Source organism: Proteiniclasticum ruminis DSM 24773, from assembly GCF_000701905.1.
Classification (GTDB): Bacteria; Bacillota; Clostridia; order Clostridiales; family Clostridiaceae; genus Proteiniclasticum; species Proteiniclasticum ruminis.
This window is the reverse complement of record NZ_JNKC01000010.1, coordinates 51,471-65,619: the sequence shown is the minus strand read 5'-3', so window position 1 is coordinate 65,619 and position 14,149 is coordinate 51,471. Positions and strand designations below refer to the sequence as shown.

Here is a 14,149-nt window from a genome sequence, read left to right as displayed (position 1 = left end):
ATCATAGAAGGTCTAGGTATAAAGAAAGGAGGATTTCTCATGAATTTTGATAAAAATCTATTGGGTGGAACCACGGCGCTGCTCCTTCTGTCTCTTCTTTCCAATCAGGATATGTATGGCTATGAGATCATCAAGGAGCTGGAGCTTCGCTCGGACAGCTCTTTCCAGTTCAAAGAGGGAACGCTCTATCCAGTGCTGCATAAGATGGAGAATATGGGATGGCTGAAGTCCTATCTGTCCAAAGGGGATGCGGGAAGAGAAAGGAAGTATTATCAGATCACGGTGAAAGGAAAAAAACAGCTGGCTCTTGAAAAAGAGCAGTGGAATGTCTTTACCGAGTCTGTGGAAAAGGTTGTTTTTGGGGGACAGTATGAGCTGGCAAGATAAAGAGAGCTATCTGAAAGAGGTGCTTTCTCAGGTGAAGTTCTCCTTTGATCATGAGTTCATCGATAAAGAGCTCAGAAGTCATCTGGAGGAGCGCATGGAAGACTATATATCAGAAGGCTACACTCCTAAAGAAGCTGAGAAAATGGCTTTGGAGAATTTTGGGGATCCCGAGGAAATTGGAAAAGCGCTCAATAAGGAGCATAATCCTATCATCGGTTGGATTCTGTATAGTTCGAACGTATTGCTTTTTGTAGGAAGCCTCTATTTGATCTTTACGATTATGGTTCCTTTTGGCATGTCTTTTTTTGGTCGGAATCCATCCAAGACCATTCCCAAAGAAAATATTCTTTATTCCATTGAAGTGAATGAGAAGAGAAAGATTGACGATCGTATCATCACAGTGGAAGAAATCATCTATGAAAAAAACGGAGATCTACATATCATCTACAGCGATGTGGATACCAGGCTTTGGGGATGGGGCTGGTCCTTTGGAAATTTGGGCATTATCACGGATGAAACGGGAAAAGATTATTTTGATGGTTCAGGATTTTCTACCGGGGGGATTTTTTCAAAAAGCTTACGGACGATTCACGGCTTCCCGGAAGAAGCAAAGATGCTCAATATAGAATATGACTACTACAACAGATATTATAAGTTCGAAATCCCTCTACAGGCAGGTGGTGCTCATGAATAGAAAACAGAAGATCATAAGAAATACTATTTTACTTATTGGTTTTTCCTTTCTTCTGTTCACAAGAAGTTATCTCTATCTGGACCCAATGACCGCATTTAGGGCCTCTGAACGGAGCAACCATTATGGTCCTTCTGAGGTAGTCTATATGGAAAGTTTTTCAGGTGGAAAGTACATTGTTGGGAGATATGAACAGTGGATCTCACAGTCTGAAATCAATCGGGTCTTCGGAATCTTTTGGCGGATCGGAAATGCTTATACAGGAATAGAGATTAAGGAAAATCAGCCACTTACTTATGTATGGTCCCAATCAGATTATGGTTTTCATGCTTACGGGATTATCACTGACTCAAAGATTGCTAAGATTGAAGTATATACATCAGACGGTTCAATACTGACTCAAAGTGATTTTCATGAGGGATTCTTTATACTTTCTTGGGAGGAAGATGCTGAATTTCGGAAAATCATGGCCTATGATGCATCAGGTGCTGTGATTTTTGAAGAAGAACGATTAAGATGATAAATCGAGTTAAGTACTGAGAGGTGATAACGTATGGAAATTTGGGACGCGTATGATCAAGATGGAAGAAGGGCTGAAAGAGAACTCATCCGTGGGGAGCCCATTCCTCTAGGGCTATATCATCTGGTTTCTGAGATGCTTGTGAGGCATGTGGATGGAGACTATCTTCTCATGCAGCGGGACTTTCAGAAGGAAGGATACCCCGGGTGGATGGAAGCGACGGCAGGGGGAAGTGCTCTAAAGGGTGAAACAGCACTGGAGGCAGCCAAGCGGGAGCTTCTAGAAGAAACTGGCCTAACAGGGATTTCATTTCAGGAGATTGGATGGCAGCGCACAGAGAATACGATATTTATCAGTTATCTGGTCATTACAGATTGTGACAAGGCCTCTGTGAAGCTTCAGGAAGGGGAGACTATTGGATACCAATGGTTAAAAGAAGAGGAGTTTCTCAGGTTTTTGAACTCTTCAGAAGCGATTCCGCCACAAAGAGAAAGACTAAGAGAATTCTTAAACTTTGATTAGCATAAGACGATTCGAGCTGTTACTAATCAGAATAAACAAGAAATTGTATCCTTGTTTATGGAGCACCTTCGGGTGCTCTTTTTGAGTGCGTAAAGATGCTCTAACGCCCATAACAGAGCATCGTAAAGGACTTCAACAATTTATTGACAGAAAATTCAATCATTGCTACAATAGCGACATAACATAGAAGACTTGGCACGGAGATAGATGGTATATAGAAAATGTACTCATCAATTCAGATATAGTCCTTTTAAACAGGTGGCGGGTCTTATTCTATGTTGTTTTCCGTTGTTTTGTACCAGGTGAATAGAAAAGGCAGTCTAAAGAGTGCGGGTGGGTATTCTTTACTATGCTGCCACCTCATGTGCAGGAGTTAAAGTACACGCTGACCGGAAGGCCATGATTCCGGTTAAGTACCATGTAAAGGAGCGCAGCATGAAACTCAAAACAATTGTCAACGGAAAAAAATACCAGTTTAAAGATGTGAAAGACGTGCTGGCCAAGGCCAATGAGCCCAAGGCCGGTGACAGGCTGCAGAAGATTGCAGCCAGTGATGAAACAGAAAGAGTTGCGGCTAAGGTCGTGTTATCGGAGATGCTGGTGGAGGATCTTGTGGAGAATCCAACAGTACCCTATGAAAAAGATGAAGTCACCCGAGTGAATCTGGATGGCATGAACAAAAAGACCTATGAGAGCATCCGAAGAATGTCCATAGGAAGCTTACGGGAACTCATCCTGGACCATAAGACCACCAATGATGATCTGAAGAGAATCTCCAGAGGCATCAGTGGAGAAGTGGCAGCAGGGGTAGCAAAGCTCATGAGTTCCATGGACCTGGTCTATGGTGCCAGCAAAATCCATAAAATCACCAGATGCAACACAGAGATCGGTCACCCGGGGACCCTGTCCTACCGCATTCAGGCCAACAGCACCACAGATAATCCAGAAACCATCATTTTAGGCGTGATGGAAGGGATATCCTTTGGTTCTGGAGATGCTTGCATCGGGATCAATCCTGTGGAGGTAGAATAACAGTGACTATAACATTACAAGAGTTTATATAAATACATTTAATTATTTCAATGTTTAGGTTATTCTAGAAGAAAGGTGATTATATGAAGTAGTATACGATTGATGAATTTGCAGAGCTAATCAGGAACAGCTAAATCATTTCTTAGGTATAAGAGGTGTTGAAGTTAAAAGTACAAGGATAGGTTATTAAGATTTGGGTTTGAGTTGGTAGAGAATTTATGTGAAAAATATGGCACTACTATTGAAATAATAGACAACACCGAGAAAACTGAGGAACAGGAGCTGGTTGAGGATTTAATTCAAATTGTGATTGTATTCAGCTGTAGGCTTCAGGGAAAGAGAGCAAATAAGGTAAAGAAGATGATGAAGGAGTTGTTAGAGAATGATCCTGGGGAGGAAAGTGAGGCTATTTCCTAGTGAAGAGCAGGAGAAGGCCTTATGGAGATCTGCTGGCACTGCTAGGTTTGTGTATAATTGGACTCTAGCGAGACAAGAAGAAAACTATAACAATGGAAATAAATTCATTTCTGACAATGAATTGAGGAAAGAGATTACTCAGATGAAGAAGGAAGAGGAGTACAGGTGGTTAAGTGAGGTTTCAAACAATGTAGCAAAGCAGGCTGTAAAAGATGCCTGTGATGCTTACAAGAGGTACTTTAAGAAGGTATCTGAAAAACCGAAGTTTAAGAGTAGAAAAAGGTCAAAGCCTTCATTTTACAATGACAATATGAAAATTAAATTCAGGGAGAGCAGTGTATTATTAGAGAAGGTTGGTTGGGTAAGTATAAAGAAAAATCAGATTCCATTGGGGAAGAAGTACAGAAACCCCAGAGTTTCCTATGATGGGAAATATTGGTATGTAGCTGTTGGGGTAGAAATGGAAAAGCCTGAGTTAGAATTGACTGGTGAGAGCTTAGGTATTGATGTTGGGATTAAAGATCTGGCAGTGTGTTCTAGTGGAAAGGTATATAAGAATATAAACAAAAGTAAAGGGATGAGGAAGAAGGAGAAGAAGCTACGTAGGTTACAGCGTCAGGTGTCCAGGAAATATGAAATGAATAAGAGCGGAGGAAAGTTCGTAAAAACCAGTAACATAGTGAAACTGGAGAAGCAGATTAAGTTGGTTCATAGGGAAATTAGTAATATAAGAAGTAACTATTTGCACCAGACGACAAGTGAGATCGTGAAAACCAAACCATCTCGAGTTGTTATGGAGACTCTTAATATTAGAGGTATGATGAGTAATAGACACTTAGCAAAGGCTATTGGGAAGCAAGGCTTATACGAGTTCAGAAGGCAGATGAAGTATAAGTGTGAGTTTAATGGGATAGAATTTGTAGAGGTTGACACCTGGTATCCATCATCCAAGACCTGTAGTGAGTGTGGGAATGTAAAAACAAGACTGTCACTATCAGAAAGGACTTATATCTGTGATGAATGTAATTGTGTTATAGACAGGGATTATAACGCAAGTATAAATCTTTCGAGATATGGATTAGCAGCATAATCACCTGAAAGATAGCTGTTAATATGTACCATGCGTTGTATGGGAATTTACGCCCTTGGAGTGTTACACAAAACGAAAGTAGCCTAGGCAAAATCGGACACGATGAATGGGGAATGAAACATAACTATAGAGTTCTATAATGTTTTGGCAACGGATAACTTTGAAAGCACCAACCGCATTGCACAGAAAGTCTTTGAGTTTGTGAAAAAATACGATGTGCCAACGCAGATTACAGTGCTGTCCCACATCACGACCCAAATGGATACCATGAGAAGAGGTACACCTCATTCCATGATCTTCCAGTCCATTGCCGGAACAGAGAAAACCAACGACAGCTTCGGTGTCACAAAAAAACTCATACAGGAAGCTTATCAGGTGGCCTTTGAGTTTGGCATCAGTTCTGGGCTGAACCTTCTATACTTTGAAACCGGGCAGGGCTCCGAAGTGTCTGTGGATGCTGATGAAGGCGTCGATGAAATGACGCTGGAAGCCAGAACCTACGGATTTGCCAGATATTTTGATCCATTCATGGTGAACAATGTCAGTGGATTCATTGGACCGGAGACCATCTATGATGGCAAGGAAATGATCCGGGCGAACCTCGAAGACCATTTCATGGGAAAACTCATGGGACTGCCCATGGGTATGGCCCCTTGCTTTACAAATCATACCCCAATCAATATGGACGATCAGCAGATCGGTACCATGCTTCTTACCATGGCAGGTGCGAATTTCTTCATGGGGATTCCCCATGGGGATGATGTCATGCTTGCCTATCAGGACACCAGTTTTCATGATGATGCCTGTCTTCGGGAGCTCATGGGGAAAAAACCCGCACCGGAGTTCCACAGATGGCTCATGAAAAAGGGACTCATGGATGAACATGGAAAGCTCACTGCCATGGCAGGCGACGCTTCCATCTTCTTGTAGGAGGCGATGAACATGAATGATGTAGAGCTGAAAAGAATCATTGAAGAAGTTTTGGAAGCCATGAAGAATAGTGATGAAAACCTCAGAAAGAGCACACCGCTGGAAGAAGAGCCAAAAACTCTAGAATCAGCAAAAGCACCTCAAGGTACAGTGGTGGAAGACGATGTGATTCCGGATATCCTTCTGGATGACTATACTTCCTATCTGGATTTTGAGAATCCTGTGAATGGGCCAGAATTTTTAAGAATCAAGAAAAAGACCGATGCCAGAATGGGTCTTGGAAGATGTGGTCCTAGATATAGAACAAAAGCCTACTTAAGAATGCTCATGGACCATGCAGGGGCTTATGATGCTGCTTTATCAGAAGCACCGGAGGGCATCGCCAAAGACCTTCAGATGGTCATGGTAAAAACCCAGTGCCAAGATAAGGATGAATATCTGTCAAGACCGGACCTGGGCAGGATGTTTGATGAAGAGACGAAGAAGCATATTTTAGAAAACTGCATCAAAAATGTAGATGTGCAGATCATCCTCTCGGAAGGTCTGTCCAGCACAGCCATGGAGAAAAATACCTCCAGCGTCTATCAGGCTCTAGTCCAGGGGCTGAAGATCGAGGGACTGACTAGTGGCACACCTTTATACGTGAAGTATGCAAGAGTCCCTGCCATGGATGTCATCACAGAGCTACTGCAGCCGAAGGTAACCATCATGCTCATCGGAGAAAGGCCAGGTCTTTCGACCTTTGCCTCTATGAGTGCTTATCTTTCCTATAAGGGGAAAGTAGGTATGCCGGAGTCCCTTCGAAATGTCATTTCGAACATCCATGAAAATGGCATCAATCCTTCTGAGGCGGGAGCTCATCTGGCCAGTGTCGTAAAAAGAATGATGGAGCAGAAGATCTCAGGCACAGAGTTCAAGATGGTGTAGTTTTTGATTTACAGAGTCAGAGGAAAACTTCTGATTCTGTTTTTTTGTGCAGCTGTTTTTTTAAGGTGAGTGGAAAAATCCGAACTGTGGTTTTCTCCCGTTCGTGTTTTTCAATCTGGGAGAAGGGAATCGATGCTTTTCGCAGGAAATTTGTCATTTTTCAAGAGAAATGAGGTTAAAAATTGCAGTTTTTTTGAAACATTTCTTGATTCCCGTCCCTTTCTCCTATAAACTATGAGTAGATGAATATGTAGTTGAAAAACTAAAATCACCGGGGGGAACGATTTAGTTCCTTTTGGTGATTTCTTTTTTTTCAATTTCTTTCTGTCAGTTGAGTAAAAAACCTGTGATATAATGAAGTAAACGGTTGTGTTTTTTCTTGTGTCACGTTTCGCACTAAGAGGGCAAGGAGAGGAACCATTTGGAGAAGCCAAGAACAAAAGAAATGCCTGCACTAAAGAGAATGACAAAAGAAGGATATGAGGAACTCGTACGATATCAGGAGAAGAAATGCACCATCATCGAAAACCTTCATAAGGTGCATATGTATCCTGTACTGACGGTCCGGGCAAATTATCCCGGCGTGGAGAAGAACAACGACATCACTAGACTCATTAATGCAGAAATCTCAAAAACCATTGGAGAAATTTTCAAAGAGAAAATACTCATCCATGAAGTCTATGAGACTCCAGAAGGACCCACCATGTTCTATGTGGTGAAAGGTGATGCCAGAACCCTGAAGGAGAACTCTATTTTCATTGAGCAGCAGCATGATCTGGGAAGGTTTGTGGACATCGATGTCTATGATACCGACGAAGACTATGCAGTGGGGAGAATCGAACTTTCCTATGAACCAAGAAAGTGTTTTCTATGTGACAGAGCGGCCAAGGTTTGTGCCAAAGAGAAGAGTCATCCGGTGGAAGAACTGGTGGATTATATGGAAGAGATGGTTTCACAGTACCTGGAAGACCACGATTTGACATTGAAGTAAGAGAACCAAAAATCATATTGCAATACGAATATATTGGAGGGGTAAAATGAAAATCGGAATACCGGCCTCAAGAGGCTATGCCATCGGACAAGCATTTATCAAAAAACATGTGGAGCTGAACATCACGGATGAGAAGATCCAGGATGTGGCCAAGGAGAAGGATCTTTTAAGGAAGGCCTGCGAAAAGTCCAAGGTCCAACTAGAGAAAATCAAGAAGAAGGCACTGGATTCCATGGGTGAAGAAAAGGCTATGGTATTTGAGGCGCATCTGATGCTTTTTGATGATCCTGAGTTTATGGGAGCCATTGAAGGAGAAATTGAGAACAACAATCTCAATGCGCTGAAAGCAGCAAGTGATGTGAGCAGCAGCTATGTGGCGATTTTTGAATCCATGGAAGATGAGTATATGAGAGAACGTGCTGCGGACATCAAGGACGTTGCCAAGCGACTGATGAACAATCTTGCAGGTATTGAAGACAGCTTTGATATTGCGGAAACCAATACCATTGTCATTGCTCATGATCTGACGCCTTCTGATACAGCGCAGCTGGATAAGGAAAAGGTTATTGCGTTCCTTACAAATATCGGTGGAAGAACCTCCCATAGTGCCATCATGGCAAGAACCTTGGAGATTCCTGCAGTAGTGGGTCTTCATGACATCACAGAAACTGTTCAGAATGGAGATATTCTCATTGTGGATGGAATTGAAGGAAGGGTCATCATTGATCCGGATCATGAAACTGTAACAAAGTATGTGGCTCTTCAAGAAGCTTACAATCAGGAAAAGGAAGAACTGAAGAAGCTGGTGGATGTGAAAGCTAAGACCAAGTCCGGCAAGCGTATTGAAGTGGCGGGAAACATTGGAAAGCCTGAAGATGTACATAAGGTTCTGGAAAATGGTGCAGATGGCATAGGGCTCTTCCGTACTGAGTTCCTCTATATGGACAGAGATGACATGCCAACGGAAGAAGAACAGTTTGAATCCTATAAGTATGTGTTGGAGAAGATGGAAGGGAAACCTGTAGTCATCAGAACACTGGACATCGGTGGAGACAAACAGCTGCCTTACCTGGCTATGCCTAATGAGATGAATCCGTTCCTCGGCTACCGTGCCATCAGATTGTGTCTGGACCGTACAGATTTATTTAAGATTCAGCTGAGAGCCCTTTTAAGAGCATCTGTTTACGGAAACCTTAAGGTGATGTTCCCAATGGTGTCTTCTCTTAGTGAGTTCCAGAAATCTAAAGAACTGGTGGAAGAATGTACTGTGGAACTGAAGGCTGAAGGTCATGAAGTTTCTGAATCCATCGAGTGGGGCATCATGGTGGAAATTCCAGCAGCTGCTGTTATGGCGGATGAACTGGCAAAGCATGTGGATTTCTTCTCCATCGGCACCAACGACCTGATTCAGTACACCTTGGCTGCTGACCGTATGAGTGAGAAGGTTTCTTACCTTTACGATCCAATGCATCCAGCAGTGCTGAGACTGATCAAGATGACCATTGATGGAGCGCATTCCCAGGGGAAATGGTGTGGAATGTGTGGGGAAATGGCAGGAGATGAGACTGCAATTCCAACACTTGTGGAGTATGGCCTGGATGAGTTCTCCATGTCTGCTTCCTCCGTATTAAGAGCGAAGCAGGTTATTCTCGAACAGGAATAGAAGTAAAAGTATCAAAGAAATAGACAGAAGAAGTCAGTTTAAACGCTGGCTTCTTTTTTTTTTGTCTTTTCTAAAAGAATATTATAGTGAACAATCAATGAGATTTAGAAATGAGGAGACTACTCTTCGGAAATCGTTGAATTAATGCTGTTGGTGATAGCAGATAGTCATAAAATGATTGGATATTCTAACGGGGACATTGATAAGATAGTGAAAAGGATAAGGTTTTATAGCTTTGATTTCAAGGGATTCCACTTGTGGTTTAATAGATTGTTTATAGCACATCAATTATCAGAATTATTGTGAAAAACCCCATGGCGATTTAAAAAAATTAGCGAATAGTTACAGTTGTTTAAATATTTAATATAATTAATTCTTAAATTATACAGATGTGTATAATTCTGAGTATTTGAGATTATTTTAAGTTTTTATGTCGATTGGGGTCAATTTGTTTAGTTTAAACTTAATAAAATAGGATAATTCATACAAAATCAATTGACAAAATAATCAGACGAGTTTAGAATGAGGGTATAAAAAACGTTGCTGTTTTATTTATTCTATTAAAAAGGAGAGAGAATGATGGATCTACTAAAAAGAATCTGGAAAGAAGAAGAAGGACAGGGACTTGTTGAGTATGGACTCATCTTGCTATTGATGGTAGTAATTGCACTAGGTGTTATAACTGTTTTCAGACCACAGTTAGAAGCAATCTTCAATAGAATTAGCAGCAGTATAAATGCTGGAAATGCTGCTATTAAGACACCAACCAATAATTGATTCAAAAGCCCCCCTCATCAGGGGGGCTTTACTACACTAGAAGGTGGCGGTACACATGGCGGAAACAATCTTCACAGTTCTGTTATTTCTTTTACTCGTCATGAGTGTTTACCATGACTTTCGGACTCAGAAAATCCCCAATAAGATTACAGTTCCAACCATAGCAATAGGAGTGATCCTTTCAACTGTTTATTTTGGGTTTTCTGGACTATGGTCCAGCCTTTTAGGGTTCACTGCAGGATTTCTCATATTCCTTCCTCCATTTTTCTTTGGTGGTATGGGAGCTGGAGATGTGAAGCTCATGGCAGCCATAGGGGCGGTTATGGGAACAAGATTTGTGTTCATGACCTTTATCTACACTGCCATTGTTGGCGGGATTATCGCCCTTGGATATGGTATCTATAAAAGAGGGTTAGGTGCATCACTCAGGCTATTTGGAGGTTTTCTCATAAGTCCGCTGCTGAAATTTCTTTATCGACTGACGGGGTACCACAAATTTATTGAATGGTATGGATCGCTGAAAAAGGATGAAGTAAGATCCGGAAAGCTCTATATCCCCTATGCAATACCCATTGCCATTGGAGCGGCTTTGGTCTATACCAATTGGATTCCCAGTTTTTTTTGAACCAAATGAGGTGAAAGGTTATGTTAAGAAGATGGAAGAGAATGAAAGAGGATGATGGCCAGGGAATTGTAGAGTTTGCCATCGCAATTCCTTTGGTTTTATTCGTTCTTCTTGGCATTCTGGAATTTGGATGGCTCTTTAATGCGAAGATTACACTGACCAGTGCGGCCCGTGAAGGAGCTCGTGTTGCGGTAGTGTCCACCATAGATCAAAGAAACCGTGCCTATATTGCATCCTCGGAAGCGGTAGCAGGTGTGAGCGGTATCACAATTCCAAATGATATTGCACATTTTAAGTATTCGACCAACAATGAGATCATCAATAACACCAATAATGCGATTGTTGAAATCAAGGGATTGGTTAATCCCCTAGTAGGTTTATTTTTTACAGGTCCAGTGGAAATTCAGGCAAAAGCGGTTATGCGGATTGAATAAAGGAGGAGAATGGAAATGCTGCTCAAAAAGCTGGTACGAGATGATAAAGGCGCAGCGGGTATTTTCATGCTTCTCTTTCTGTTTTTGGTAATTCTAGGTTTTTCAGCCCTAGTTGTAGATGCGGGAATGCTCTACACCACCAGAAGACAGATGGTGACAGCTGCGGATGCAGGAGCTCTTGCTGGAGCACAGGAAATGGAGAAATCTCTAGGTGTAAGTGATGCGCTGAAGATTTCATCTATTAAGGCTGAAGCCATAAGAATTGCAAAAGAAACCGCTTTAAGAAATGGAGCAGAGGGTGAACCTACGGTTGAGATTACGAAAATGACTGTGGAACTTGCAGATGGCAAATCAGAGTACCGAGATGTTATTGTTGTAACTCCAAGGAAAACAGATAGTCTTTTCTTTGCAAGGATGTTGGGTTTTAACACTCAAGATGTCAGTGCATCCGCGGCAGCAACATGGGGTTATGTGAAAAAAACAGCAGGAGGACACTTAATTCCGATCTATCTGACTAAAGAATCCTATGTAGCTGGAAAGCAGTATTTGCACAGTGAGAAAATAGTCATCAATGGGGTAGAATATCCTAGCAACACTGGATTTATCTACATTGATCCGGCTTGGTCAGGCCAAGATGACATTAACGCGGCAATAGAGGGGGATAGTTCAAAAATTACAATGTATGTAGACCAGATTTTTGAAGGTAAGACGGGTCTCGCTCAATCCTCTATTAATGCCATTGAAGAAAGAATGAAGACAGCAAATTCGCTCCCTACTATATTGGAAAGACAAAGCTATATGCATGGGTTAATTCCAATAGCTGAATTTGAAAAAGACAAAGGTGGTAAACTGTATTTTAAGATCAAGCAGTTTGCAGTGTTTGAAATACTGGATGTCATTATAGATGGTGCCAGTAAAAATAAAAATGCAGTTGGTTCACCACATGCTTTGCTTGGACCAGACTATCGTTCGCTCGGCATAGGGAAAGAAAAATCTTATCCAGAGTCGGTGGTTGGCGTTGCTTATCCAAAAGGAACGATTTTAGGAAGAATGACTGGTGAAGTAAGGGAGCTTGACGTAGTGATTGAACAAGGTGACCAGAATGTGTCACCTGTCGATCCCAATGCAGCAAAATACAGCAAACTCGTGAAGTAAGCTTGTGGTTCATCTGCCTGGAGGGGTGTTCCTCGTAGCGCGGATGGACCCTTTTTATGTTTTAGTGGATGAAAGAGAGGGGAGAAACTGTGAAACTGAAAAAACGTGTCCTGGTCATTGCAGTGCTTTTAGCACTTATCACGGTGGCGCTGCTTTATAACTACATCTCTGGTATTGAAGAGCCTCCACCACCGGAGATCAAAACAGCAGCTGTCGTTACAGCTATCAATACCATTCCGGAAAACACTAGAATCACAGAGGAGATGCTTCAGGTGACGAACATTCCTGAAGATGCGCTGCATCCCGATGCTGTAAAAGAAGCAGCGGAGATTGTGGGCTTTATCACAAAATCAGAAATCATCACAGGGGAGCAGGTGCTGAAAAGCAGAATCGCCTTCGATCAAGAAGGTACAGAGCTTGCCTATTTAATTCCTGAAAACATGAGAGCATTGACGCTGGCCATTGGAGAAGTGTCTGGAGTAGCAGGATATATCACTGTAGGAGATAAAGTAGACATCCTTGCCACGTATACAGAACCAGGCATAAACCCGACACCCCTTACCATCACACAGTTCCAGAATATTGAAATTATCAAGAAAGGCATCAATCCACAAAACAGTCCTGAAGCCTTAGCAGCCAATGGCGGGCTCACTAGCAGCCTGACGCTCCTGGTTACCCCGGAGCAGGCAGAAGTGCTGGTTTTTGCCAGCCAGTTCGGGTCCCTCAACATGACCCTTAGAAATCCTCTGGACGGTGAGACGGTGAACCTGACTCAGTTTGGCATGGATAACTTTGCAGAATGGAGGTCGAGGTAGATGGATACCATAAAAGTACTCATTTTAAGTACCAATCTGGAAGAGAAATTTGACATAGAAAATATTCTTACCAATGTGGATTACATCTCCATTGCAAGAGATGCAGATACCATGGAAGATGCTCTGGCCATTATCGATGTGGAGAATGTGGATGTGGTTCTGGTTTCTTCCAACTACAATGGAGACGGATATGACTTCTGCGAACGTGTCACCACAGAATATATGGACAAAGCGGTGATTATTATTGAATCAGAAGTCCATGAGGACATCATGCACCGTGCACTGTTCTCTGGAGCAAAGGATGTGGTCTTGGTTCCCATTAAACCCAATAAGCTGGTGGACTCCATCTATCAGGCCAATAAGCTCACCAGAAAGAGAATGGAGTTTCAGAAAGTGACACCATCCAAGCAGAGAAAATCAACAGGATATGGGCAGATTTTCACCATCTTCAGCACCAAAGGGGGTGTGGGAAAGACTTTTCTTTCCACGAACCTTGCGGTTTCCCTTGCGAAGAATACAGGGAAGAAAGTTGCCTTAGTAGATTTTGATCTGGACTTCGGAAGCATTGCATTGGCCTTAAATCTTACGCCTAGATATACCATTTCAGATGTGGTGGATGACATACGGAACCTGGATCTAGAATACCTGAACACCTATATGACCAGTCATGAGTCCGGAGTTAAGGTGCTGGCAGCAAATATTGAGCCCAGAATGAATGAGTTCATCAATGCGGAGCATATTCAGCTGATTTTAAAGAACCTTCAGCTGGCATATGATTATGTCATTGTGGATATGCCTTCCAGATTCTATGACCCGGTGAATCCAGCCTTTGTGTTTGCAGAGAAAGTATTTCTTCTGACGACCCCCGAAGTGGCAACGGTGAGAAACGTCAAAGGAGCCATTGCCACTTTTGTAGATTTCAATTTTCCGAAATCAAAAATCTCTGTACTTCTCAACAAGCAGAGCAGAAGAAGTGAAATCAGGCCCAAGGATATCGAAAAAACACTGGGCTATGAAATTCAGTATGTGGTGCCTGCAGACTATAAGAAGGCAACTTCCACACTGAATCAGGGGATTCCTTATGTAACGAAGCACCCCAGAGGTTCCATCACAAGATCCATCAATAAGATGGTGAAGACCATTGGAGATGGAAAAGAGTCCTAACAGCAAAGT

At 42.2% G+C, this 14,149-nt stretch carries 16 protein-coding genes and 1 pseudogene; all 17 read left to right on the top strand.

The features are described 5' to 3' along the window. Window positions 1–39: 39 nt before the first annotated feature. The 17 genes and pseudogenes from T487_RS0111535 to T487_RS0111450 all read left to right on the top strand — a co-directional run bounded on the left by T487_RS0111535 (window position 40) and on the right by T487_RS0111450 (window position 14,140). The gene (locus tag T487_RS0111535) at window positions 40–387 is read left to right on the top strand and encodes a PadR family transcriptional regulator (protein ID WP_031577288.1); all 348 of its coding nucleotides are present in this window, start codon (window positions 40–42) and stop codon (window positions 385–387) included. Next, window positions 371–1,081 carry a permease prefix domain 1-containing protein gene (locus tag T487_RS0111530; RefSeq protein ID WP_031577287.1) on the top strand — a complete coding sequence of 237 codons (711 nt, stop codon included), beginning with the start codon at window positions 371–373 and terminating at the stop codon, window positions 1,079–1,081. The genes T487_RS0111535 and T487_RS0111530 overlap by 17 nt, the downstream gene beginning before the upstream one ends. Further along, window positions 1,074–1,598, top strand: coding sequence for a hypothetical protein (locus T487_RS0111525; protein ID WP_031577286.1), 525 nt, complete (start codon window positions 1,074–1,076; stop codon window positions 1,596–1,598). The genes T487_RS0111530 and T487_RS0111525 overlap by 8 nt, the downstream gene beginning before the upstream one ends. A 33-nt stretch (window positions 1,599–1,631) precedes the next feature. Next, window positions 1,632–2,120 carry an NUDIX hydrolase gene (locus T487_RS0111520; RefSeq protein ID WP_031577285.1) on the top strand — a complete coding sequence of 163 codons (489 nt, stop codon included), beginning with the start codon at window positions 1,632–1,634 and terminating at the stop codon, window positions 2,118–2,120. Between the two features lie 435 nt (window positions 2,121–2,555). Then, on the top strand, window positions 2,556–3,152 hold the full coding sequence (gene eutB, locus T487_RS0111515) for an ethanolamine ammonia-lyase subunit EutB (protein WP_081827641.1): 597 nt from the start codon (window positions 2,556–2,558) through the stop codon (window positions 3,150–3,152). 171 nt (window positions 3,153–3,323) lie between these two features. After that, window positions 3,324–3,569: pseudogene (locus T487_RS15520) on the top strand (IS607 family transposase); the annotation flags it as partial. After that, a complete protein-coding gene (locus tag T487_RS0111505; protein WP_031577282.1) occupies window positions 3,535–4,659 on the top strand; it encodes an RNA-guided endonuclease InsQ/TnpB family protein in 1,125 nt (374 codons plus the stop codon). The pseudogene T487_RS15520 and the gene T487_RS0111505, both read left to right, overlap by 35 nt. Window positions 4,660–4,803: 144 nt before the next feature. Continuing rightward, window positions 4,804–5,589: an ethanolamine ammonia-lyase subunit EutB gene (gene eutB / locus T487_RS0111500; RefSeq protein ID WP_242848057.1), complete on the top strand. Its 786-nt coding sequence runs from the start codon at window positions 4,804–4,806 to the stop codon at window positions 5,587–5,589. 12 nt (window positions 5,590–5,601) lie between these two features. Continuing rightward, window positions 5,602–6,516: an ethanolamine ammonia-lyase subunit EutC gene (gene eutC, locus T487_RS0111495; protein WP_031577280.1), complete on the top strand. Its 915-nt coding sequence runs from the start codon at window positions 5,602–5,604 to the stop codon at window positions 6,514–6,516. 421 nt (window positions 6,517–6,937) lie between these two features. Next, window positions 6,938–7,507, top strand: coding sequence for a citrate lyase holo-[acyl-carrier protein] synthase (gene citX, locus T487_RS0111490; RefSeq protein ID WP_031577279.1), 570 nt, complete (start codon window positions 6,938–6,940; stop codon window positions 7,505–7,507). 46 nt (window positions 7,508–7,553) lie between these two features. Continuing rightward, window positions 7,554–9,170, top strand: coding sequence for a phosphoenolpyruvate--protein phosphotransferase (gene ptsP, locus T487_RS0111485; protein ID WP_031577278.1), 1,617 nt, complete (start codon window positions 7,554–7,556; stop codon window positions 9,168–9,170). Window positions 9,171–9,746: 576 nt separating this feature from the next. Next, window positions 9,747–9,947 (top strand): Flp family type IVb pilin, encoded by a 201-nt coding sequence (locus T487_RS16025; RefSeq protein ID WP_074542662.1) that lies wholly within the window; start codon window positions 9,747–9,749, stop codon window positions 9,945–9,947. Between the two features lie 55 nt (window positions 9,948–10,002). Then, a complete protein-coding gene (locus T487_RS16020; RefSeq protein WP_051651687.1) occupies window positions 10,003–10,572 on the top strand; it encodes an A24 family peptidase in 570 nt (189 codons plus the stop codon). A 20-nt stretch (window positions 10,573–10,592) separates the two neighbouring features. Next, window positions 10,593–11,006: a TadE family protein gene (locus T487_RS15515; protein WP_036909461.1), complete on the top strand. Its 414-nt coding sequence runs from the start codon at window positions 10,593–10,595 to the stop codon at window positions 11,004–11,006. 9 nt (window positions 11,007–11,015) lie between these two features. Beyond that, complete coding sequence (locus tag T487_RS0111460; RefSeq protein WP_081827637.1) at window positions 11,016–12,161, top strand: pilus assembly protein TadG-related protein; 1,146 nt, start codon at window positions 11,016–11,018, stop codon at window positions 12,159–12,161. 89 nt (window positions 12,162–12,250) lie between these two features. After that, window positions 12,251–12,976 carry a Flp pilus assembly protein CpaB gene (gene cpaB, locus T487_RS0111455; protein WP_031577273.1) on the top strand — a complete coding sequence of 242 codons (726 nt, stop codon included), beginning with the start codon at window positions 12,251–12,253 and terminating at the stop codon, window positions 12,974–12,976. Then, window positions 12,977–14,140, top strand: a complete 1,164-nt coding sequence (locus T487_RS0111450; protein ID WP_031577272.1) for a CpaE/TadZ family protein — start codon at window positions 12,977–12,979, stop codon at window positions 14,138–14,140. Window positions 14,141–14,149: the final 9 nt, after the last annotated feature.